Origin of the sequence: Leptospira abararensis (assembly GCF_016918735.1) — a bacterium.
GTDB classification, from domain to species: domain Bacteria; phylum Spirochaetota; class Leptospiria; order Leptospirales; family Leptospiraceae; genus Leptospira_A; species Leptospira_A abararensis.
Genome location: NZ_JAFFPR010000018.1, coordinates 58585 through 80823, shown reverse-complemented (window position 1 = coordinate 80823; position 22239 = coordinate 58585). Strand labels below are relative to the sequence as shown.

At 39.2% G+C, this 22239-nt stretch carries 21 protein-coding genes; 15 read left to right on the top strand and 6 right to left on the bottom strand.

The window, feature by feature from the left end:
* Positions 1 to 12: 12 nt before the first annotated feature.
* From JWG40_RS05220 to ftsZ, 3 genes are read left to right on the top strand one after another with little or no spacing between them, the layout of a single operon-like run.
* Complete coding sequence (locus JWG40_RS05220) at positions 13 to 744, top strand: cell division protein FtsQ/DivIB (protein WP_205284798.1); 732 nt, start codon at positions 13 to 15, stop codon at positions 742 to 744.
* A gap of 1 nt (position 745) precedes the next feature.
* Positions 746 to 1984, top strand: a complete 1239-nt coding sequence (ftsA, locus tag JWG40_RS05215) for a cell division protein FtsA (protein WP_205284797.1) — start codon at positions 746 to 748, stop codon at positions 1982 to 1984.
* 10 nt (positions 1985 to 1994) lie between these two features.
* Positions 1995 to 3185: a cell division protein FtsZ gene (gene ftsZ / locus JWG40_RS05210; protein ID WP_205284796.1), complete on the top strand. Its 1191-nt coding sequence runs from the start codon at positions 1995 to 1997 to the stop codon at positions 3183 to 3185.
* Between the two features lie 50 nt (positions 3186 to 3235).
* Here the strand turns inward: ftsZ and JWG40_RS05205 are convergent, their stop codons facing one another.
* The 3 genes from JWG40_RS05205 to JWG40_RS05195 are packed head-to-tail and all read right to left on the bottom strand — an operon-like array spanning position 3236 to position 6030.
* The gene (locus JWG40_RS05205) at positions 3236 to 4642 is read right to left on the bottom strand and encodes a COG3014 family protein (RefSeq protein ID WP_205284795.1); all 1407 of its coding nucleotides are present in this window, start codon (positions 4640 to 4642) and stop codon (positions 3236 to 3238) included.
* A gap of 15 nt (positions 4643 to 4657) precedes the next feature.
* A complete protein-coding gene (locus tag JWG40_RS05200) occupies positions 4658 to 5236 on the bottom strand; it encodes a hypothetical protein (protein ID WP_002972347.1) in 579 nt (192 codons plus the stop codon).
* A gap of 35 nt (positions 5237 to 5271) precedes the next feature.
* On the bottom strand, positions 5272 to 6030 hold the full coding sequence (locus tag JWG40_RS05195; RefSeq protein ID WP_205284794.1) for a hypothetical protein: 759 nt from the start codon (positions 6028 to 6030) through the stop codon (positions 5272 to 5274).
* On the opposite strand from JWG40_RS05195, the gene JWG40_RS05190 reads away from it, so the two are divergent.
* Genes JWG40_RS05190 through ispF form a run of 3 tightly spaced genes read left to right on the top strand, consistent with a single transcriptional unit; the run spans position 6005 to position 8009 of the window.
* Positions 6005 to 6502 (top strand): hypothetical protein, encoded by a 498-nt coding sequence (locus JWG40_RS05190; RefSeq protein WP_232369186.1) that lies wholly within the window; start codon positions 6005 to 6007, stop codon positions 6500 to 6502. The genes JWG40_RS05195 and JWG40_RS05190 overlap by 26 nt on opposite strands.
* A 20-nt stretch (positions 6503 to 6522) precedes the next feature.
* Positions 6523 to 7509, top strand: coding sequence for a quinolinate synthase NadA (nadA, locus tag JWG40_RS05185; protein ID WP_205284792.1), 987 nt, complete (start codon positions 6523 to 6525; stop codon positions 7507 to 7509).
* Between the two features lie 5 nt (positions 7510 to 7514).
* On the top strand, positions 7515 to 8009 hold the full coding sequence (ispF, locus tag JWG40_RS05180; protein WP_205284791.1) for a 2-C-methyl-D-erythritol 2,4-cyclodiphosphate synthase: 495 nt from the start codon (positions 7515 to 7517) through the stop codon (positions 8007 to 8009).
* Here ispF and JWG40_RS05175 read toward each other — a convergent pair.
* A complete protein-coding gene (locus JWG40_RS05175) occupies positions 8006 to 8461 on the bottom strand; it encodes a hypothetical protein (RefSeq protein ID WP_205284790.1) in 456 nt (151 codons plus the stop codon). The two genes, ispF and JWG40_RS05175, sit on opposite strands and share 4 nt — an antisense overlap.
* Positions 8462 to 8598: 137 nt before the next feature.
* On the opposite strand from JWG40_RS05175, the gene JWG40_RS05170 reads away from it, so the two are divergent.
* The 7 genes from JWG40_RS05170 to JWG40_RS05140 are packed head-to-tail and all read left to right on the top strand — an operon-like array spanning position 8599 to position 17695.
* Entirely contained in the window at positions 8599 to 10578 is a 1980-nt protein-coding gene (locus JWG40_RS05170) for a SpoIIE family protein phosphatase (RefSeq protein WP_205284896.1), read from the top strand.
* The gene (locus tag JWG40_RS05165) at positions 10571 to 11617 is read left to right on the top strand and encodes a lipocalin-like domain-containing protein (protein ID WP_205284789.1); all 1047 of its coding nucleotides are present in this window, start codon (positions 10571 to 10573) and stop codon (positions 11615 to 11617) included. The genes JWG40_RS05170 and JWG40_RS05165 overlap by 8 nt, the downstream gene beginning before the upstream one ends.
* 3 nt (positions 11618 to 11620) lie before the next feature.
* The gene (locus JWG40_RS05160) at positions 11621 to 12631 is read left to right on the top strand and encodes an ABC transporter permease subunit (RefSeq protein ID WP_002972926.1); all 1011 of its coding nucleotides are present in this window, start codon (positions 11621 to 11623) and stop codon (positions 12629 to 12631) included.
* Positions 12628 to 13677: an ABC transporter permease subunit gene (locus JWG40_RS05155; RefSeq protein ID WP_205284788.1), complete on the top strand. Its 1050-nt coding sequence runs from the start codon at positions 12628 to 12630 to the stop codon at positions 13675 to 13677. The genes JWG40_RS05160 and JWG40_RS05155 overlap by 4 nt, the downstream gene beginning before the upstream one ends.
* A complete protein-coding gene (locus JWG40_RS05150; RefSeq protein ID WP_205284787.1) occupies positions 13674 to 14663 on the top strand; it encodes an ABC transporter ATP-binding protein in 990 nt (329 codons plus the stop codon). The genes JWG40_RS05155 and JWG40_RS05150 overlap by 4 nt, the downstream gene beginning before the upstream one ends.
* A complete protein-coding gene (locus tag JWG40_RS05145; protein WP_205284895.1) occupies positions 14656 to 15612 on the top strand; it encodes an ABC transporter ATP-binding protein in 957 nt (318 codons plus the stop codon). Before JWG40_RS05150 ends, JWG40_RS05145 begins: the two co-directional genes overlap by 8 nt.
* A gap of 7 nt (positions 15613 to 15619) precedes the next feature.
* A complete protein-coding gene (locus JWG40_RS05140; RefSeq protein WP_205284786.1) occupies positions 15620 to 17695 on the top strand; it encodes an AsmA family protein in 2076 nt (691 codons plus the stop codon).
* Positions 17696 to 17762: 67 nt separating this feature from the next.
* On the opposite strand, the gene JWG40_RS05135 is transcribed toward JWG40_RS05140, so the two are convergent.
* Both JWG40_RS05135 and JWG40_RS19890 read right to left on the bottom strand, forming a co-directional pair.
* Positions 17763 to 19283 (bottom strand): MutS-related protein, encoded by a 1521-nt coding sequence (locus tag JWG40_RS05135; RefSeq protein ID WP_205284894.1) that lies wholly within the window; start codon positions 19281 to 19283, stop codon positions 17763 to 17765.
* 229 nt (positions 19284 to 19512) lie between these two features.
* Positions 19513 to 19743: a hypothetical protein gene (locus tag JWG40_RS19890; RefSeq protein WP_084764902.1), complete on the bottom strand. Its 231-nt coding sequence runs from the start codon at positions 19741 to 19743 to the stop codon at positions 19513 to 19515.
* Positions 19744 to 19908: 165 nt separating this feature from the next.
* Between JWG40_RS19890 and JWG40_RS05130 the strand changes: the two genes are divergently transcribed.
* On the top strand, positions 19909 to 20121 hold the full coding sequence (locus JWG40_RS05130) for a hypothetical protein (protein ID WP_408611486.1): 213 nt from the start codon (positions 19909 to 19911) through the stop codon (positions 20119 to 20121).
* A 68-nt stretch (positions 20122 to 20189) separates the two neighbouring features.
* Positions 20190 to 22238 (top strand): AMP-dependent synthetase/ligase, encoded by a 2049-nt coding sequence (locus JWG40_RS05125; protein WP_205284785.1) that lies wholly within the window; start codon positions 20190 to 20192, stop codon positions 22236 to 22238.
* Position 22239: the final 1 nt, after the last annotated feature.

Here is a 22239-nt window from a genome sequence, read left to right as displayed (position 1 = left end):
CATAATCAATATATGGTTGACACCCCCCCTGAAATCAAAGAAAAACGATTTGGGCGTGTGGTTCCGATCCTTTTAGTTTTAGTGGGTCTTGTGGCTCTCGGACTTATCTTTCGTTGGGGTAGGCCCGTAAAACCAGTGGTTCGCGTGGAGTGGGAAGGCCTTACGGCTCTCTCACCGCCCGAGGTTTTGTTGTATCTGGGAGTGGATCCAAAAGCCCCAAACATTGGGGATTGGAAGGATTGGGAGAAACGACTGGCTAGTCATCCGAGGATTCGGAAGGTTAGAATCACTCGCGATCCCGATGGATTTTTGATTATCAACTTACAGGAGAAAGTCGCCGAATTTGTCATACATGTAGGAAATTCCCTGTATGAAGTGGATGAAGATCTGGAGATACTTTCCAGAGATCGAGTGTTAGCTGATCACTTAATTGTGATTAGTGGGCAATTCACCGTAGGGGAACAAAAACTAGAAGGCAGACAGATTTTTGATATCACCAAAGAAATGCGACATGCCCTTTCCTTATATCCCGCACTTAAATCACGAATCTCAGAACTTGCAGTCGAACGTGATGGAAATTATACATTGTATTTAAAATCACCAAACCCCATTAAAGTATACTTAGGTGATAAGTTAGAATTGAATGTGTTTCGCAAATTATATGCATCTTTAGCTTATATGGAAGCAGAATCTGTAAAAGTTGTTTCCATAGATTTAAGAGGAGAGGACGCCGTTTACCACTAATATGACCTATGATGACGTACCTATCATAACGGCCTTGGATTTAGGATCCTCTCTCATTAAAGTTGTCATTGGGCGACTTGTGGGAGATCATGAAATCGAAATTATTGGAACAGGTGTTTACCCTTCTGCCGGTATCAAAAACGGATCAATCGTTAATATAGAAACAACAACAAAGTCTATCATAGAGGCATTTGGTGATGCCGAACTTATGGCCGGTCAAGAAGTAAATACGGTGGTTGTTAATGTTTCTGGAAAGTCGGTAAATGGATTCAATGAAAAGGGAATCATCGCTGTTACCAACAGAGAACGTATTGTTTCAGAAACAGATATCATGCGTGTTGTGGAAGCGGCACAGGCCGTTCATATTCCGAACGACCAACAAGTCATTCATGTCCTCACAAAAGAATTCAAAGTGGATGACCAAGTCAATATCAAAGATCCTATCGGAATGACAGGGGTTCGTTTAGAAGCTGAAGTACATATTGTATCTTGTGGAAACACAGCACTTAACAACATTGATCGTTGTGTGGAACAAGCCGGCCTTTTACAAATGGACCGAGTGTTATCAAGCCTTGCTTCTTCTGAAGCCATCCTCACTTCAGGGGAAAAAGATTTAGGAACCGCTGTCATTGACATTGGGGCTGGAATTTGTGACATCATCATTTATGTGGATGGGGGAATTGCTTTTTCCTCTGTGGTTCCTTTTGGTGGATTCCATATCACAAGTGATATTTCGATCGGTTTGAAAACCACAGTCGAAACAGCAGAAGTGATCAAAAAAAGGTATGGTCACACTCGTATTGATATGGTGGACCCTACAGAAAAATTCGAAATTCCATCAATCTCCGGAAGACCTTCACGTTCCGTTTTTCGCCAAGAACTAGTGGAAATTTTGGAACCGAGGGTTCGTGAAATTTTAGAAATGATTGATCATGAGTTGGTTCGGTCAGGATTTAAGGCTAGTTTGGCGGGAGGAGTCATCTTAACAGGAGGAACTTCCCTATTACAAGGAATTGAAGCCACTGCTGAGGAAGTTTTGCGTCTGTCAGTGGGTCGTGCCAAACCTGCGGGCCTCAGTGGTCTTGTGGATAAAATTTCCTCACCAGAATATGCCACTGCCGTTGGCCTCATTAAGTATAGTTCAAAAATACAAAACCTAGAACAAAGAAACATGCATTCCGGATCTGATTCAGACGGTTGGATGAAGAAGGTTCGTCGTTGGATGGAGAATAATCTCTAAGGATATGTCGATGTTGTACCTAGAAGAAGAAAAAACAAGCCCTGCCATTATCAAAGTCATTGGAGTTGGTGGAGGTGGAATGAATGCCGTCACACGTATGGTTCATTCCAAAATGACAGGTGTTGATTTTATTGTGATGAACACCGACGAACAAGTATTATTAAAATCTCCTGTAGAAGTCAAAATCCAATTGGGTAACAAAGTAACCCGAGGGATGGGGGCAGGTGGTGATCCAGAACTCGGAGAAAAGGCCGCCCTTGAAGACAAAGAACGAATTGTATCGGCCCTCAAAGGTGCGGATATGGTTTTTGTCACTGCGGGTATGGGTGGTGGAACAGGAACGGGAGCGGCTCCCATCATTGCAGCCATTGCTAAAGAAATGAAATGTTTAGTGGTAGGTGTGGTAACGGTTCCATTTTCCTTTGAAGGAAAAAGAAGGGCCGAACTTGCCAAACAAGGAATCGACCAACTCCGGGCCAATGTAGACACTCTGATCACCATTCGTAATGATTCCATCTTTCAAGTGGTAGATAAAAATACTCCTGTGGATATGGCTTTCCGAGTGATCGACGATATCTTGTTAAACGGGGTTCGTGGAATCAGCGATATCATCAACCATCCTGGAATCATCAATGTAGATTTTGCCGATGTGAAAACCATTATGAAAGATACTGGGGATGCGATTTTGGGTGTAGGGGAAGGGAGTGGGGAAACACGCGTGAGTGAGGCTGTGGAACAAGCCATTAACAATACCTTGCTTGAAGACTCTAGCATCCAAGGGGCCAAGTCTCTACTCATCAATGTAACTGGTGGGAATGATCTTACCATTCATGAATGGAACGAAGTTTCGCAAATCATCACAGCACAAGCCGATCCCGATGCTAACATTATCATTGGGCTCAACGAAGACACGAGTCTTTCGGACCAAATCCGAGTGACAGTGATTGCTACTGGTTTTTCCAAACGAGGAAAACAGTACCAAAGAGAACAAAAGGCGGTGGGTTCCGAAGAATCCATTTCTCCCATGGTATACATTCGAAAGAGTGAGGAAAAGGATTCTGGATTAGGAAAGGAACAAGATTCTGCTCGAAGTATTCGCCAATCCAACAGGGGATTTTCTTCTCAGAAACAATCCTCCCCGTTTCAAAACTACGGGGAGGATTACGATATCCCGGCTTTTTTAAGAAGAAAAAACGACTAAAAGTAAACCATTCGACTGACTCAGTAATTCGATTCTAGTCAGTTTGTTTGTCAGTTCGAATAAGAACGAACGGAAACAAACAGAGGTTTGTCGGCTTCAACCAAAAGTTTTTTCGGAGCAGAAGTCACAACAGAACCTGGGGATTCTACCTTAAAGTCATATTCTCCCGGAGCGAGAAGGATTCTTTTGACTTGAAAGTTGGCAGGGATGGTTCGCCAGCAACGTAAGTCTGGGGCGATCGTTTGGGAAACAGCAAGTCCCGCCGCCGCTCCAGCGGCCACTCGAATGAGAGTTGATACTAAATCATTGTTTTTATTTTTTCCACCAGATTCTATGGCACGCGCCATAGCTTCCGAAGCAATCACAGCAGCCACTACCTTTAAAGACAAAGAAGTCAGGTTCTTTGTGATAAGAGTTTTGTAATTCTCATTAAAATTGTTCATCGCTGTTTCGGAATAATTGTTCATGATATCCGAATACCCAACATCTACACCGTTGATATAATACTTCTTAGGAAGGGAACCTTTTTGATCCCTTTCTTTGTATATAGGGATTGGATTTTCCGCAACGGATAGAGCTGCCACTGCACCTGCAAGAGAAGCACCAGCACCTTTTGCACGTAATCCTACTTCTACAGCGCCCCTTAGAGCAACTGCAAAGTATTCATCGTCCATAAGTTTTCCCCTAGACATTTTGATCGCTGATTTACCGGCTTCATGAATGATGATGACTTCAGAAAGTTTTTCATTTTCTGGAGAGGTTCGTTGCATAGAACTGTTGTAAGCTTGTAAACTATTACGGCCTGCCGCAAACTTGGATTGGTCACCAGAGTCACCTTCTCTAACAGCTAACAAATATCTATCGGCAATTAGATTTTGACTTTTTCCAATCAGTTGTTCCATGTTTTTGTATTGGACACGGGCATCATTGTAACGACCGAGTTTTTCTGAAACATAGGCATCGATAAGTCTAGCTGCATTGTTTTGTCGGTACTCCGGAGCCAAAAAACGCATTTCTTTTAATTCGAAGTCGAGCCTTCGGAAGTAAATTTTTGCGTTATTTGTATCCCCTTGGAGTAAGTAATTATTTGCAATATAGAACTTGATCATGACTCTTTCAAAGTCTTCACCGGTATAATTGGATTCATTATCCGATAGGATAAACGAAAGTCCTGACCTCGTCATACTGACTCTGATATTATCTGCTAAGTCTTCCGCTTCCTTAAAAACTTTATTGGAAGTTTCGTAATCACCTTTGGTATGAAAAATCATACCAGCTTCCATCAAAAATAGAAGTTTGTCCTTACTGGAAGATCCTTCATAGAGTTTTCGAATTTTTGGAATGGCAGAGTCATAGTTTTGCCCATAGTATGCCGATTCGGTTGCTTCAATGATTTTGTTATAATCACTGGCACAACCGAGAATGAAAAGAGAGAGAAAGAGAATTGTTTTTTTCATGGAATGATGGAGGGACTACCAGCTAACCCCTTTATTTCCTCGAACGGCTAATTTGCGATAAGAAACTTTTTCAGACCAAACGGCAATAGTTGTTTCTACTTCTACAAGTTCTATGTTGATGGATTGTTCTACAATTTTTTCACCATCAGAAGTAAACATGTTTTCGTTGATATCGCAACGAACAAAGAAGTTGGGTGATTTGAGTTTTCCAATGGAAAGTCGGTTGGAAGTAAGGCCGGACAAACTGAACTGGATTTCGTTTAATGACTGTTCTCTTGTTTTTGTACGAACCGTATAAATTTTACTTTTGATCAGTTTCGAAACAAAAGCGTTGTCGAAAAGTTCAGTTTGGATTTGTTCCGATGTATCGTTACGTGTAGGGAAGTGGGCAACAAAGACACCTTCTTCATGTGGGTTTTCTTTAAAGTACTCCCCAATTTGGCCTGCTAGTTTGTCCGCAGCTTTTACCAATTCTTGGCTTGTGAGCCCACCTGAGTCGGAGATATAATCATCAGCGTTGTCAAGTCGTTTGGGACTGCTACTGCATTGGAATAAGAATCCTACTAAGAGAAAGGAGAAAAGAATTTGTTTCATAACCCCACTTATATGGGGGATACAACCGGGTCTTGTCAATTCCAAAAATCGACTTTCAATTCCTCCTGTTTTGCACTGCGGTAAGTAGTTTTTTCCTCATCGGACATTTCTAAGATTTCTCTTGCGTAAATCAACTCAACCACTTGGCGAAAAAACATAGGGCTTTCCCAGGATTGGATTTCCCATTTTTCGGTTTGGTAGAGTTCCTCCTTTTTCCTAAGAAAGATACGTTTCCGTTCCCGGGAATAACTGTAGGGATTTTTCTGAACATAATCTTCTAGGTAAGATAAAAGCAAAATTGGTGGAGTGGTGGGGTGTTTGGGAAAAAGAATGGTTCGAATGACAAGAGGAAATATTTCTTCTGACAAACGATTCACGGCTGTTAGCTTTTCGTAAGAAGATAGGTCTTCTCTTTGTTCCAGTTCCACAGTTTTTTCCTTCCAATTCATAAAAGCCACATACACCGCATAAAGAACTTGGCCTCTTTCGTCTGGATAGGTTTCGAGTAAATGGGCGAAGGTTTTTTCCCTGTCGCCTTTCCAAAGATAGGATTCTTTTCCGCGAAGAGTTTCTAAAAAATCGCGTAAATCCGAAGGATATCCTGGCCCGAGGAGAACCTCTGGACGATTTTGTAACCTCTGCCAGTAGATCTCGGAATGGGAATCGAAGGAAGTTTGGGTTGGATCTGACTTCGTTTTTTTCAGAAAAAGGATATAGACAAGGCTGCCCAAAAGGAGGGAAAGTAGAATCAGTATGAGAAGAATGGTGATGGTTTTCTTTTTATTAACAGGCATTGTCTTTATAGCAAGTGGTTGTAAGAAAGAAACAAATGATGATTCTGATACGGAATTACTGAGTTCGATCCTATCGCAGGGGAACGCTATCAATTCCGCCTGTCAAAGATTTATTTTATCAGAAGCAAATTGTGTGGCTGTTTCGGACTCTAGTTTGACTGTCTGCCCAGGGCTTGTCTCACGAATGAGAGGCGAAATTCTACCACAGGAATTGAGTACGGATGCGGTTGCTATTTTATACTTTGATTGTTTTGCAAAAATCAATTTAACTTACAATATCTCTAAGGCTTGTAACCAGAATTCTTTTAATTCTAATTCCGATTATCGAAGAGTCCAAAGAACAGGGACCTCTCAAGCGGAACTATCCTGGCGAGAAGCTTTTAATCAATGTGGCTCTTTAGAAAATGAGGTTCCTCCAGCAGATTCTGGGCTTCGAGAAACAGACACCATTCTTCGTTCCGATCCGTTTTAATATTTTTTTAGGAGTGCAGTATGTCACTGGTAACTAAAGACCAATTGGTTCAAAAATTAAATCCCATTTACCTTCCTCATGAAATCGAGGAAAGGATCCTTCCTTTAGCGGAAGAAATTAACCGTCTCAAAAAAGAAAAAAATGCGGTGATCCTCGGCCACAATTATATGACTCCCGATGTGTTTTGGGGAGTGTCCGATATCATTGGAGATTCTTTGTATCTTTCGAAAATGGCAAAGGAAACCAAAGCCGACATGATTCTCTTCAATGGAGTTCATTTTATGGCGGAGACTGCAAAAATTCTATCTCCAGAAAAAAAGGTTCTGATTGCTGATCTAAAAGCAGGATGTTCTCTTGCAGAAGCCATTACAAGAGACGATGTTAAAGCTCTCAAAGCCAAATACCCTGGAGTTCCTGTCGTTACGTATGTCAACTGTTCGGCGGAAGTAAAAGCAGAAACCGATGTTTGTTGTACTTCAGCCAATGCCGTACAAATTGTAAATGCTGTGGAAGGAGATACTGTGATTTTTTTGCCAGATGAGTATTTGGCAGGAAATGTGCGTAATCAAACATCCAAAACCATCATTTCCCATCCCGGACGTTGTATGGTGCATGAAATGTACACACCAGAAGATATTCGTTCCGCAAAACGATTGTTTAGTGATGGACTCACTGTGATTACACATCCAGAGTGTCATGAAGATGTGGTGAAAGAGGCCGACTTTTCTGGATCCACTTCCCAAATGGTTGATTTCATTCGGCAAAGTAAAACAAACAAAATTATGCTTGTGACAGAATGTTCGATGGGTGATAATTTGCGCGCGGAATTTCCTGAAAAAGAGTTTGTATCCACTTGCCAAACTTGTCCGCACATGAAGAAAATTACTTTGGAAAAAGTGAGAGATGCCCTTCTAAAAGAACAGTTTGAAATCTTTTTAGATGAAGAAGTGATTCGCCTCGCACAAAAATCTGTGAATCGTATGTTAGAATTGAGTTATAAAAAGTAGGATCTATGTTTAGAGTTGGAAACGGAATCGATTTTCATAAATTAATCCATGAACCCTTTCGCCCGCTAATTTTGGCTGGTGTCGAAGTAAAATCGGAGTTCGCCTTTCTTGGTCATAGTGATGCGGATGTGATCTTACATGCTGTGGCAGATGCGATTCTTGGCGCTTTAGCATTGGGTGATATTGGCGTTCACTTTCCCGATACAGACCCGCAGTATAAAAATATGAAGTCCACTCGCATCATTGAGAAATGTTTGGACTTGATGGCAGAGAAAAAATTTAAACTAGTGAATATCGATTGTACTTATGTGGGAGACCATCCCAAAATCAATCCCATTCGTGCAGAACTCAATGCCTCTTTAGCAAGTATCACCAAGTTACCGTTAGACTGTGTTTCGATCAAAGCGACTACTTCCGAAGGAATGGGTTCACTTGGTCGTAGTGAAGGTGTGATGGTAATGGCAACTGTACTACTGGAAAGTACAAAGGTTAAGTCTTAAAATAGTTTTTGTTTTCCTTGGGCGATATGGTCGAGATCGGCATCGCTAAAGAATAAAAATAGAAGTTTGGAAAGGGTGTTTGGGCTTGTTTCCAATTCCCATTTTCCATGGATGCGAACACCGTTCTGGATGGCTTCCAAACGGTAGGATTCTTTTAAGGTCCGGTAGTGTTTGAATCCTTCTGCAGAAATTTGGAACCCTGTCTGGCCTTGTGTGTTGGCAGAGGTTGTAGTGCATTTTACTGTTTCGCCCATGATTTTGGTTTCCCAACTTTCACCTATGACTGGCAATCGAGAGGATTTGGGTTGGAAGGAGTCATAGAGAACTTTTTGTACTAGTTCTGGTTTGTTTGTGACTTCCCAGGTCCGTTCCACCTGAGTTTCATTTTGTCGGAATACAGCAATACCAAAGACCAAAACAAATACACCAAAGACACGAAGATACCAAATCATATCTCCATTGAAAAATCTATTGCCTAGGGATCGATTGAAATTTATTTTTCTCCTACCGAAGGGAAACCTGAGGGAGGGTTTTGCCACTGCACGCAGGAAGAGAAATATCATCGAAACGTGTCTCGGGACTGATTCAAGTGTATCAACGCGAGAATCATTTATCACGCCACACCAATCCCTTTCCGGAAAATTTAGATGATACGATTTACAATCGAATTCTAAAAGATCCTAACTATTGGATCTCTCAAGATTTAGAAGATAAAATCATTCAAATTATATCCCAATCCCTCGATATTTCAGGAATTCTGTATCATCTTGGTACAGAAAGTCTTATCACGAATGCGTATGATTTACTTCCTCTGGATGATTCTCGGATTGATTTGGAGGAGATGATAGAACGTCTTCCTATTTTGATTGGTCGCCTAACGCGAGCAGTCTATCTAAATGTAAAACCTGTTTCCAATCAAAAAGTGATATTTCTATTCAATTACTTACCTGAATACCAAGAGAAGTGGTACGATGCCGTATTTTTTCAAGGGATGTTGAACGGGCTTGCCGTCCTCTTTGAACTCAAAGAATTCAATATCCGAATGACTAAAACAAAACTTTTTGGAATCCATGTATCTCACAAAGAGTTAGGTGATGATATTTTATTTGGGGCCGATTCCAATGAATATGAAATGGAATGGTTGGAAGACAATTTGTTTTTGTCTCGCTCGCGTTTGACAAAAGACGATTTAACAAACAGGCATCGAGTGATGGTTACCTCTAGAGTGGATTCCCAACTGGAAGAAATTTCTATTATCGATGTGAAAGATGTTGTAGGAAAGTCTAGGGAACTAGCGATCGAAAATCGCGATTTAGAAGCGGCAGTTGAAGTATTAAAATCTTTCAAACAAGAATTAGAAAAAAAACAACTCTCAATGGAAAAGGACTTACGGTTGGCAAAAAACATCCAGAAGGGTCTTATTCCAGAAATCATTCCCGATTGGAATGGAATCCAGTTTTGGACAGCATTTACCCCAATGCAAGAAGTGAGTGGGGATTATTATGATTACTTTCCGTATAATATGGATAAGTTGGGAGTTGCTGTTTGTGATGTTTCTGGTCACGGAGTCCCTGCAGCTTTTATTACGGCATTATCTAAGTTACTTTTTTCCAATTTTAAAAAACCAAAACCATCGGAAACATTCAAACTAATTAATCGGGAGTTGTTAGACTTAGTCAAACAACAAGGTTACACAACTTGTGTTTATGTTTTGATTCATGATGATTATAAAGTTTTGTATTCCGTTGCCGGCCACCCAAGGCCCATTCTTTATCGAGCAAAAACAAAACGAGCTGAAATTTGTGAAGGAGACGGAACCTTCCTGGGTATGTTTCCCGATGCCGGCGATACGTTTAGAGATCTGCAAATCCAATTGGAGCCGGGTGATAAATTATTTTTATACACAGACGGACTCACCGAAGCAGAAAATGATAAGGGAATCGCGTTTGGAGAACATAGACTCATCCAAATCATCGAAACCACTTTTGAAAAATCCATCCAAGAAACTGTGGAAACCATCCTAACCATTCACAAAGAGTTTACTATGGGTACAGACCCAATGGATGATATCACATTACTTGGTCTTCAGTTGTCTCCCAGGCTTCCCGAATTCAATTTGATTAAAGCGAAAGGAGATGAAGCTTACCGAAAAAAAGAATTCAATGAGGCTGTAGTTTTTTATGAACAAGCACATCAAATTTTACCTCGTGAACTTGATACCCAACTTTCTTATGGGAAGGCACTTGCCTATAGTCAGAATTTTGAAAAAGCCATCCATTTGTTAGAGTCTTATAATAAATTCAAAACCAATCATTTTAAATCACATTCAGTTCTTGGATATTGTTATTACCAAATGGAAATGTTTGAAAAAGCAGAAGTAGAATGGAAAAAGGCTCATTCCATCAATGACTCAAATTTATCTAATTTGTATAACTTAGCACAATTGTATCGAAAGTTAAACGAAAAGAAAAAAATGAAAGATGTCATCGAAAAGATGAAAAGAATTGAGGAATCTTATCTTCATATCCTTCCACTTGAAAAGAAGTGGGAGTCTTTACCTGATGAATAGAATCAAAGTTTTAATCCTATCACTCCTTTTTTTTCATTTTAGTTTTCCCAAAGATCATAGTTTTCATTCTGATTTTGGGTTGGAGTGGTGTTACTTTGTGGGGCATTTAGAATCTGATAAAGGAAATTTATATGGCTATGAATTGTCTTTTTTTCGACTGAAGTTTTCTGATGAAACCGATTGGAATCCAGAAGTGTATCCTGTTCATTTTGCGATTTCTGATTTTTCTTCTAAAAAGTATAAAAATGCCCAAACCATCAAACGAACCATAGGTGGTCTTTCTGGATATTCAGATAAATTCATTTATAGTGGAACCTATCGGTTGGAGATTATTTCCAAAGATAAGTTTCATATTGTGGCTGAGTCAAAATCAAAAGATTTGAGTTTGGATTTGGAGTTACAAGGAAATGGAAAAATCCTTGTCCATGGCAAAGATGGGATCTCTATTAAATCCAACCGTAATGCCAATATTTTTTCGTATTACTATAGTTATCCGAGACTCAAAACAAAGGGAAATCTTTTTATAAATGGGAAGAGGGAGACTATTGTTTCTGGAAATTCTTGGATGGATCATGAGTGGAGTGAAAAAAATTCAAAGTCTATCCCTACTTTGGCTACAGGGGAAACTGGTTGGGATTGGATTTGTTTGTCGGACAATTTAGGTGAGGACTTTGTATTTTTCCGATTTCGGGAGTCAAGCCAAGAGGACCCAGATATTTTTGGAACTTATCGAAATCCAGAAGGAAAAACTACCTATTGGAAGGAACCGGGTCAAATCCAAATGGAAACTGTAGGATCCTTTTGGAAAAGCCCCGCTACAAAAATAGAATACCCACTCCACTGGAAAATCAAATACCCTGGTGGAGAATGGATAGTGTCTCCCATTTTCAATGAACAAGAGTTTGACGGAAGTAAGTCAACATCCACAATTTATTGGGAGGGTGGAGTGGAAGCCAGAGATCCAATTCAAAAAAAGTCAGCCAAAGGATATTTAGAATTGAAAGGTTACAAAAAACCGAAAGAGTGGTGGGAGTTCTAAGACATGTGGAAATATTTTCTAAAACGTTTTTTACTCATCTTTCCAACCTTACTTGGAATCACTTTCCTTGTTTTTTTGATTTCCCATTTTGCTCCAGGGGGCCCACTGAATAGTGAGATCGCCAAACTAAAAGGTACAGGAAATTTAGCTGGTGCTTCGACCAAACAAATTTCGCAGGAAGAAATCGAACTCATCAAACAAAGGCTCCATTTAGACAAACCCGCGCCAATTGCTTATCTACTTTGGCTGAAACAAATTGTTCAATTTGATTTAGGGGAGTCAAGGTTACACTCTCGTAAGGTATCAGAACTCATTGTAGAAAAACTTCCTGTATCTCTTTTTTTTGGACTTTCTGGTTTCTTTTTAACTTATTTGATTTGTATTCCTCTCGGAATTCAGAAGGCATTAAAAGAAGGAAGCCGGTTCGATTTCATTTCTAGTTTTATTATCTTTTTTACCTATTCTTTACCAGTTTTCGCCTTTGCGATGTTACTCTTATATTTGTTTGCCTCGGGAGAGGTATTCTCCTTTTTTCCTTTAGGGCATGAAGTTTCTGACTTCTATGAAGATTTGAGTTTTTGGGGAAAGGTAAACGATCGACTTGCTCATATGTTTTTACCTGTGATCTGTTATGTGGTAGGAAGTTTTGCAGTCCTTACACTACTCATGAAAAATAGTTTATTAGATCAAATTGCAAAAGAATATGTTCGCACGGCCGTATCCAAAGGACTTAGTTTTTCGGATTCCATCTTTCGTCATGCATTTCGAAATTCACTCATTCCGATCGCTACTGGTTTCGGAAGTAACTTAACTTTAATTTTTTCAGGTTCTTTGTTCATTGAGTTGGTCTTTAATATCGATGGGATGGGCCTATTAAGTTTTGAAGCAGTTAGAGAAAGGGACACGGATCTTATGATGGGTTTACTTCTTGCTCAAAGTTTTTTAGGACTAATCGGAAAGATTGTCTCCGATTTCTGTTATATACTGATAGATCCGAGGATTGATTTCGAATGAATTTTATTTCAAACCCGGCAAACATTCGTAAGTGGGAAAAGTTTAAAAAGAATAAACGTGCTTATTATTCGATGTTAATTCTTTTTTATACTTATATATTGTCTTTGTTTTCCCCTCTTCTTATCAATAATAAACCACTATTCATTTTGTATGAAGGGAGTGTTTCGTTTCCTATTTTTAGTTTTTATCCAGAAACAAAGTTTGGTGGAGCCAATCTAACCGAACCCAATTATAAAAAACTCAGTAAAGAGTCGCGGTTTGTCGATTCATCCAATCATATGTTGTTTCCACCTATCCCTTTTGGTGTAAATGAAGACAATTTGGAAAGTTTAGAAGAAGGAACCAATCCTCCTTCTAAACCTTCACTTCGTCATTGGATGGGAACCGATGATCGGGGTCGGGATGTGTTCACTCGTATCATTTATGGATATCGGTTGGCGATGACTTTTAGTTTGATCCTCATCATTGTCGAGATCCTCCTTGCCTCCTTTATCGGTGGAATTCAGGGATATTTTGTGGGTCGATTGGATTTGTTTTTACAAAGGATTATAGAAATCTTATCTGCGATTCCATTCCTATATTTGATTTTGATTATGGGTTCTTTTTTTGGACGTGGATTTATGGTACTCATTGTTACTTACGGATCTTTGAGTTGGATTGGACTCAGTTATTATATGCGTGGTGAGTTTTTAAAACTCCGCAAACAACAGTTTGTTGATGCAGCAAAAACTTTAGGAGCCTCTTCTTTTTCAATCATTATGCGTCACCTACTTCCGAATTCCATTACACCTCTTGTTACTTTTTTACCTTTTATATTAATTTCAGCAATCTCTGTTCTTTCGGCCCTTGACTTTTTGGGTTACGGAATTCCAGCTCCCAATCCTTCTTGGGGAGAGTTGATTGGGCAAGGAAGAGAAAGACTCACGGCCTGGTGGTTGATTACCTTTCCATCCGTGGCTTTGTTTCTGACCATTTTGTTTTCGGCATTTGTTGGTGAGGGACTCCGGGATGCGTTTGATCCCAAAGACAAGGTGGTTTACGAATGAGTGCAAGTCCAAAAGCCATCCAAGTTAAAGACCTCTCCATTCAAATTAAAACTGATGATGGGATTTTGCCCATCGTTGATCATGTAAATTTTTATTTGGCAAAAGGGGAAACTTTGGCTCTTGTCGGTGAGTCTGGTTGTGGAAAGTCTATCACTAGTTTGGCCCTCACTCAACTATTGCCATCCAACACAACTTTGTATCCCACAGGATCTATTTTATTTGAAGAGAATGATTTGCTCAATTCTTCACAAGACCACCTAAGATCTGTTCGTGGAAAGGAAATTTCTTATGTATTCCAAGAACCATTTTCTGCGTTAAATCCTCTCCATAAAATTGGAGCCCAACTTACCGAAGGATTTTTATTACATGGGCTTGGTTCCAAACAAGAAGCTGAAGATAAAGCGATTTATCTTCTCGAAAGAGTTGGGATTACCGATGCAAAACTTAGATTGGGGCAATATCCTAATCAATTTTCGGGTGGGATGTTGCAAAGAGTTTGTATTGCAATGGCACTCATGTGTGATCCAAAAATTTTAATCGCCGATGAACCCACAAGTGCCATAGATGTCACCATCCAATTGCAGTTGATTGAACTTCTAAAAGAATTACGGAAAGAAAATGGAATGTCGGTTCTTTTTATTTCTCATGATATTGGACTCGTAAGCCATATTGCGGATCGGATTGCCGTGATGTATGCGGGAAAGATCATCGAACAAGGAAATGTGGCCGATGTCATTGACAGTCCCAAACATCCATACACACAAGCCTTAATTGCTGCTTATCCCACCCATGAGAATATTGGTAAAAAATTAGTTACCATCGAAGGGATTGTTCCTTCTCCCAAATCCTATCCCACAGGGTGCCGGTTCCACACGCGTTGTAATGAAAAACTTCCAATTTGTAATCTATCAGTTCCTCAAACAATACCGATCGCTGAGCATCAATCAGTAGATTGTTTTTTATACGGAGGTAATGAAAGTGCTTAAAGTAAAAGACTTAGTTGTATCGTATAAACAATCGCAATCACTTTCTTTTTCTTCTAAACGACTCGTGGCCGTTGAGGGAGTTAGTTTTGAAATTCCACAAGGAAAGATTTTAGGACTTGTGGGAGAATCTGGTTGTGGTAAGTCCACCATTGGTCGGGCGATTTTATCTTTATTACCGTTTGATTCTGGTTCCATTCAGTTTGAAGATAAAGAAATTAAAAACATTCCTAAAGAAGAACAAAAAGCACTTAAACGAAAAATCCAAGTTGTATTTCAAGACCCGTATTCTTCATTAAACCCTCGTTTTACGATTGAGGAAATCATAACCGAAGGATTACAAATCCATTTTCCAAACTTATCCCCGGCAGAGAAAAAAGAAAAAGCAGTTAAAGCACTAACAGAGGTAAATTTACCATCCGATATTTTACATCGTTACCCACATGAGTTCAGCGGTGGACAAAGGCAGAGGATTGCTATCGCTAGGGCTTTGATTTTAGAACCAAACCTTGTTGTTTGTGATGAAGCAGTTTCGGCATTAGATATTTCAACGCAAGCACAAGTAATTAATAATATTTTGTTATTACGTGATAAATATGGACTATCTTATTTGTTTATATCTCATGACTTGAATATTGTAAAACATGTATCTGATAGAATTGCTGTCATGTATTTAGGACAAATTGTCGAAGAAGGAAGCCGTGATGAGATCAGCAAAGCGCCCTTACATCCCTACACAAGGGCTTTATTTTCTGCTAGTTTTGATTTAAAGGATCGAACAAGAGTTACGAAGACATTGAAGGGAGAAATTCCTAGTTTGATGAACAAACCCAAAGGCTGTAGGTTCCATACAAGATGCCCCATTGTTCAAGATATTTGTAAAACGGAAGAACCTGCGGAAAGTTTTCCTACACCAACAAGTAGAGTAAAATGTCATTTCCCTTTAAAGTAAAATTTTAATGAACTTAAGTATTCGTGACAAAATCAAAGGAGTGGTCGGTAAAATCCTACTGACTCTAATATTTGTCGTTTCTATGACGATGTTTTTTATTCTGTATCCACTGTTAGCAGATCCAGATTATTATAAAAAATTAATTTTAGATACAACAAATCAACTCACGGGCCTACAGGTGAATTACCAAACATCAGAGCCAGTGTTCTTTCCTTTTCCAGGGATTGAGTTGGCCGAGGTGACTGTATCAAAGAACGAAGATGAGTTGATCCAGGTTCACAAACTTAGAATCGAAGTTTATTATGGTGTTTTTGTTGGCCAAGCTTTAGAAATCAGAAAGATATATCTCAATACAGGAACTGTGGAGATCACACGTGAAAAGGATGAATCTTTTCCAATGTTTGAACGTGTTCTCTCTAAGTCAGAGGTGATTCCAGAAAAAACAACCCAAGGTACTGAAGAGGTTGTTCCTTCTGAGACAAAATACTATTTTTCCAAAGTATTCGCTAACTTTGTAAACCAAATCGAAATTAAAAACATCACAATCCTATTTGAAGATAAACTGTATTCACGAAACATCAAATTGTATCTTTGGGAAACCACCTTTCAGTTGGATCGAGATTTGAGAAATTTTGATGTATATATCTATGGTAAGTTAAATGATGAGCCAATATCTTTTAGTTCAAACTTTTTGTTTGTTACTGATGAAATGACCTATGAATCGGCGAGATTTGAAGGAGAATTTTCTTTTCAAAACTTAACAGGTTCGGACCTTCACGATATAGTAATCATTTTTACTTATGGTGATTTGCGTTTAGCAAAAACTACAGGTAATATCCCTTTTTACAAACGAGACGAGACAAAAATATACGCGATTGTCGATCGATTGCACATTAAAGACTTAGCTTTAAAAGATGGTAAAACATTCGCAGACGGCCATGTATCAACAATTATCAATTATGACATTCAAGAGAAAAAAATATCTTTTGCAAACATTCTTGTTGATTGGAAGGGAAAATCCAAGTTAAGCGGATCAGGATATGTAAATTTTTTAAAGCCACCCCTATCTCCAACAATTTCTTTTGAAGGGACTTCGGAATATTTAGATGTTCCTAGTATCATTAAGGTTATTAAAATTTGGGTCGATCCTGATTTCGAAAAATCAATTCTAACGAGAGACATTCCAAGCACAGGCTATGTAAATCGAATGAATGTATATTTAAATTTTAATTTGCGAAATCTAAATGCAGGAGATTTCCATGCAGATTTTCTAAAATTAAACTTACATTATGCAAAAAGAAAGCTCCAGATCACTAAATATGATTTAAAGGCCTACGAAGGAATTGTGAATGGAACAGGTCATTATCTTTGGGGAAACAATGCAGGTTTAGAGATAAAAGGTAATATCAAAAATTTAAGTGTGGCTCCGATACTCTCTGATCTTTTTAAGATTTCTCCTATCACAGGAAAATTGGATTCTGAATTTGTTTTGGTATCCCCTGCAGATACAGAGGATGGACTTATTTCTAATATACAAGTATTGGGGAATGTCAATGCTTCTAACGGCGAACTTCTTAGTTATACAAACATTTTGAAGCCAATTAGTTCGATTGGTAGTGTAATCAATTTGAAGAAAGTGGATTTTAGTCGAGCCACTCCTTATCGTGAGTTAAAATTTGATTTTCATTATGCAAACGAATCGATTGAAATACGCAACTTCGCATTGAAGGCAGATGGAATCGCAGGTTCTGGCGGTGGTAAAATTGGATTTAATAAAAATATCGATATGAGGTTTACCATTGGTTTTCCAGGTGTTGCCGGTAGGGCATTAAAACTTCCCATTATCTATAGAGGAACTTATGGAGTTTCGGCTCCATTCATAGATCCCATCTGGCTTGGTTCTGTCTATGCTGGAACCATCTTTCTTGCAAGCCCTGCTGGTGCAGCTGTTGGTGGGATTGCAGGCTCAGCTATGTCTGACTATGTCGATAAAGCAGTGGATAATGTCTCTGGCGGTGTAAAAAGGGGGTGGAAAGGAATCAAGTCACTGTTTGGTGGGGAAGAGGAAGAAAAGGAAAAATAAAACTAACTTATGAAGCGCTGTTGGAAAAGAATGAAAATGGTGGAAAATAAGACTTAGAATAGAAATTTCACTCTTCTTCGTTACGAATCGGAATTCCTTCCTTTTTCAAAATCTTGAGGGCGTTTGTGGAACCGGACACTCCATCTCGAATCTTATAATCAAAATCCATTTGTCCATCTATTTCAAGTTCGGTGAAGTGAAATCGTTTGGCCCAAGGAATTTCTGCGAGTTTTAAATCGTGAGTTGTTAAAAATACTATCGTTTGTTTTTCCCGTAAGACAGAAAGAATCTCTCTAGTGGCAATGTACCTTTCTTTGGAATTCGTTCCCTTTAAAATTTCGTCCAAAAACAAAACGGGAACCTTCTTATGATTGTCAGCCGTTTGGATGATAGAAGACAAACGTCTCACCTCACTATAAAAAAAGGAAACCCCATCTTCCATGGAATCTTGGGAGCGAATCAGTGTATGGATTTGGAATTCAGGAAATTCAAACTCCGAACCAAGCACAGGAGCACCCGTTCCAGCAAGTAATAATGACATGGCGATGGATCTTAGATAAGTAGTCTTTCCACTCATATTGGATCCGGTCACAATCATTAAATCCCCAGGTGACATTTTCGTAAGTGGATTGAACACACGGCTTTCTTTGGGAAGTAAAGGATGAACCAAACTCGTCGCACTGAGATTCCCAGTTGGAGAGGAAGTGGCAAAGGTAGCTTCAGGAAATAAAAATCCAAAATTCACAAAGGGAAGCTCTGCATCTGTTCTTATGATAAGAAATTGCAGACCATTCCAAAGGTTTTCAAACTTCAGTTTCCATTTTTCTAAGGACTTAATTTTCCATAGGTCCCATAAAAATAAAATATTGAGAACGAGGTGAGGGAGGGGAGAGATGAGTAATTCAGAAGAATCTCCTAAAGAAGAAATTTGACCAATCATTCGTTTGGTGGTCTTTCGATCTTTTGCCAAATAAACAAAAGTTTTTTCAAATCTTCCCGCCCCAGAAGACAAAGTTTTAATTTCTTTCCATTGTTTTAATGAGTCATTTCTGTAACTCAAAAATAATAGTCCATTGGTTAGTAGAAGTAAAGGGATCAGTGGCAGATCAAATAACAATCCAAGAACCAAATAAATAGGTGAGAATATCCCCCAAATTGGGAAAAAATACTTTAACCCCCCCCTTTTTTTCCAAAAAGAATTTTCTGCACTCACCCGCGGTAGAGGAAACTTTTCATTGGTTTCTGATTCGGGAACCAAAAACTTTCGGAGCAAATGGTAAGCGCGAAAAGGTTGGTTTAAAATTATTTTAATTTCAATCGGATCAAAATTGAGTTTTATATCTTCGATTGGTTCTTGCAAAAAACGTTTGAGATAGGTTTGGAATCCAATTTCGGTAATGGTTGTATCATAAATTCCGAGAAATCCTTGTTTGGTGCAAAGGTCTAAATCAATCGATAGAGGATGGTTTCGCACAAATTCAGGATATTCCCAAAGTTCTCGTGTTTTTAACTTTTTAAACTCACCACGAAGTCTGTTGATCTCTTCCAAAACAAAGGTCTGTGTTTTTTTTGCATATTCGATCTGTATTTTCCGTTTTGCATATAACTGCACCAAATAGACAAAGGGAATGAGAATGAGAAAGGAATATGTATATTCTTTCCAGGATTGTTTGGTTAGATAACAAAGTATAAGAGCACTAGTAAAAAGGGCAAAGGTAACAAAGCGGAAAATAGAAACTTTCCTTAGTTTTTGAGAAAGGGATTGTATTTTGTTTTGGTAACGTTTGTTCCTAAGGTTTAGGAAAACATAAGTTGGATTAGTGGAAAAGGGGTCGTTCGTAATTTTCTTCTTCCCTGCGAGAAATCTCTGTGTCGAGTACACGGATTAGACTTCCTAAGTCATTTAATCTCCATTTATCGATCAGACGACCTCTTTCGCGGCCAGAAAATTTGTTCAAATACAGGGTGCCAAACAGGTCTTCCCCGTACTCGTAAGCAACGAAACGCCCGTTCCGTCTGCCAGTAGAATTTTCCAATCGAATCGTCATGAACGAATACCAATCACCAGATAAAAAAAAATAGTACAAGCAAAATTTTTTGCTTCAGGATATTCATTTTCCGGCGATACATATATTGGGGAAAGGCTACTTACCACGGATGGTGGGAAACCTTAAAAACAAATACCCCGGAAACCGGAAAGCACGGAGGCTTGTATGGATTTCTATCCCGATATGAATTTGGAGTTTAAAAGCTCCTTTGTGAAGACCAACCAGTTTTTAGCCAACACACAAGATCAAAGCCTGCTCCCTCAAATGGGACTTGCGGCAGGTAACCTACTCAATCTCTCTCAAATGACCAAACTTCGCGAAATTCGCGAACGACACTTGAAAAAAGGACACCAACGCGAAGGGTTCCACTGGGACTAAATGCCTAAATTTCTCTTGACCATCTGAAAGTAGGGTCTATCATAAAGACCGCTTTTAGATGGAGAGATATGGCAAATAACCTAGCAGACGTTTATAAGGAATCCGCAGAAAAATTCGGTCCAAGACCCGCATTCTGGTATAAGAATGCCCAAAAGGATTACCAAGCCCTCACTTACAAGGAACTCTACGAAGACGGACTCGCACTGGCAGAAGCCCTCATTGATTTAGGAGTTAAGGCAAGAGAACACGTGGGTGTTCTTGCTGACAACCGTATGGAATGGATCATCGCTGATTGTGCGGTGTTAACTGCAGGTGCCGCCAACGTTCCACGGGGTTCTGATATCACAGATTCAGAAATTGTTTATATTTTGAACCATTCGGAAGCGAAAGTTGTTTTCTTAGAAAACGATAAAGTATACGAAAAATACAAAAACAACAAATCCCAAGTGAAGTCGGTTAAAACCGTCATCATTATGGACAAAGACACCAAACTCAAATCAGGTGCTGGAATCCTTCATTTTTATGATCTCCTAGAAAAAGGGAGAGATATGCGTGCTAAAGGAAAACGAGAAGCTGAAAAACGAATGGCCGGAATCAAACCGGACGATTTGTACACTCTCATTTATACTTCAGGAACCACAGGAATGCCAAAAGGTGTGATGCTTATGCATTCCAACATGATCCACCAAATGCACTATGTAGTTCCTCGCGTTGCTAAAGTATCACCTGACGATCGTATGTTGTCTATCCTCCCTGTGTGGCATATCTTTGAACGTGTTGTTGAATACTTTGCTATCATCAATGGTGGTTCTACTTATTATACAAAAGTAACAGAACTTCGTAACGACATCCAAAAAGCAAGACCTACCTTTATGGCTTCGGCTCCCCGTGTTTGGGAAAGTATTTACAATGGGATTTACACACGTATTAACGATCCCAAACAAACTCCTCCTGTGAGAAGGTTTTTGTTCAAAGTCGCATACTTCTTTTCTAAACACTACCATGCAGCCATTCGATTTTTAAAAGGTTGGGAAGTGGATTATGAAGGAAGAAACATTTTCCAATCCTTAGGATTGGCTATTTTTTCTGTCATTAAACTTTTGTTAACTGGCCCATTCACTGTGACTATCCTTGCTATTTTGGGAGCACAGTTTGGTTTGCCAGAGGACAGTGCATTCAGAACTCCACTTTATGTGCTTGCTGGCCTCGGAGCTCTTTTTAACTCCTTTACTTTGGATCGAATCGTTCTTTCGAAAATTCGACAAGCTACGGGAGGGCATTTACGTGCTACTTTATCCGGTGGTGGAGCTCTTCAGAAACATGTGGATGCTTTCTTTATGGATATCGGTATTACCGTTCTTGAAGGTTACGGAATGACGGAAACAGGTCCTGTGATTTCGGCTCGAACTTTTGAAAGACCGGTGATGGGATCTGTGGGTGACATTGTGCCACTTAGCCAAGTACAACTTCGCGATGATGCTGGAAATGTCCTTTGTCATATCGACGATAAAAGAAATATCATCTTTGGTAAGTTAGGTGTTAAAGGTGTGGTTCATATCAAAGGACCTCAGGTAATGAAAGGATATTACAAAAATCCAGAAACTACCAAAAAAACCATTGTGGACAACTGGCTCAATACCGGTGACATTGGGATGATTAACTTCAAAAAGACGCTGACTCTCACAGGTCGTGCGAAGGACACTATCGTTCTTCTTGGTGGAGAAAACGTAGAGCCGGTTCCTATCGAAAACAAAATCGATGAGTCAACTTACATTAAACAGTCGATGATTGTGGGCCAAGACCAAAAAGTTCTCGGTGCTATCATTGTTCCTGACTTTGATGCTCTCATTCCTTGGGCAGAAGAAAATGGAATCTCCGAAAAAAATCCTGAAAAACTAATCGCCAATCCTAAGATTGTGGATTTTTACAAAAAGGAAGTTCGTAATTTTAACAGTGTTAAAACGGGTTTCAAAAACTTCGAACAAGTGCAGTATGTAACACTCATTACAAAACCATTTGAAGTGGGTGATGAACTAACAAACCTAATGAAGATGAAACGACACGTAATTACAGAAAAATACAAAGACAGAATTTTAGAACTCTACAAAAACAGTTAAT

What these genes read in the sequence shown, in the direction of transcription:
- JWG40_RS05220 (WP_205284798.1), top strand. Translation starts at nt 13, where the DNA reads ATGGTTGACACCCCCCCTGAAATCAAAGAAAAACGATTTGGGCGTGTG.
- ftsA (WP_205284797.1), top strand. Translation starts at nt 746, where the DNA reads ATGACCTATGATGACGTACCTATCATAACGGCCTTGGATTTAGGATCC.
- ftsZ (WP_205284796.1), top strand. Translation starts at nt 1,995, where the DNA reads ATGTTGTACCTAGAAGAAGAAAAAACAAGCCCTGCCATTATCAAAGTC.
- JWG40_RS05205 (WP_205284795.1), bottom strand. Translation starts at nt 4,642, where the DNA reads ATGAAAAAAACAATTCTCTTTCTCTCTCTTTTCATTCTCGGTTGTGCC.
- JWG40_RS05200 (WP_002972347.1), bottom strand. Translation starts at nt 5,236, where the DNA reads ATGAAACAAATTCTTTTCTCCTTTCTCTTAGTAGGATTCTTATTCCAA.
- JWG40_RS05190 (WP_232369186.1), top strand. Translation starts at nt 6,005, where the DNA reads ATGGTTTTCTTTTTATTAACAGGCATTGTCTTTATAGCAAGTGGTTGT.
- JWG40_RS05195 (WP_205284794.1), bottom strand. Translation starts at nt 6,030, where the DNA reads ATGCCTGTTAATAAAAAGAAAACCATCACCATTCTTCTCATACTGATT.
- nadA (WP_205284792.1), top strand. Translation starts at nt 6,523, where the DNA reads ATGTCACTGGTAACTAAAGACCAATTGGTTCAAAAATTAAATCCCATT.
- ispF (WP_205284791.1), top strand. Translation starts at nt 7,515, where the DNA reads ATGTTTAGAGTTGGAAACGGAATCGATTTTCATAAATTAATCCATGAA.
- JWG40_RS05175 (WP_205284790.1), bottom strand. Translation starts at nt 8,461, where the DNA reads ATGATTTGGTATCTTCGTGTCTTTGGTGTATTTGTTTTGGTCTTTGGT.
- JWG40_RS05165 (WP_205284789.1), top strand. Translation starts at nt 10,571, where the DNA reads ATGAATAGAATCAAAGTTTTAATCCTATCACTCCTTTTTTTTCATTTT.
- JWG40_RS05160 (WP_002972926.1), top strand. Translation starts at nt 11,621, where the DNA reads ATGTGGAAATATTTTCTAAAACGTTTTTTACTCATCTTTCCAACCTTA.
- JWG40_RS05155 (WP_205284788.1), top strand. Translation starts at nt 12,628, where the DNA reads ATGAATTTTATTTCAAACCCGGCAAACATTCGTAAGTGGGAAAAGTTT.
- JWG40_RS05150 (WP_205284787.1), top strand. Translation starts at nt 13,674, where the DNA reads ATGAGTGCAAGTCCAAAAGCCATCCAAGTTAAAGACCTCTCCATTCAA.
- JWG40_RS05140 (WP_205284786.1), top strand. Translation starts at nt 15,620, where the DNA reads ATGAACTTAAGTATTCGTGACAAAATCAAAGGAGTGGTCGGTAAAATC.
- JWG40_RS19890 (WP_084764902.1), bottom strand. Translation starts at nt 19,743, where the DNA reads ATGACGATTCGATTGGAAAATTCTACTGGCAGACGGAACGGGCGTTTC.
- JWG40_RS05130 (WP_408611486.1), top strand. Translation starts at nt 19,909, where the DNA reads ATGGATTTCTATCCCGATATGAATTTGGAGTTTAAAAGCTCCTTTGTG.
- JWG40_RS05125 (WP_205284785.1), top strand. Translation starts at nt 20,190, where the DNA reads ATGGCAAATAACCTAGCAGACGTTTATAAGGAATCCGCAGAAAAATTC.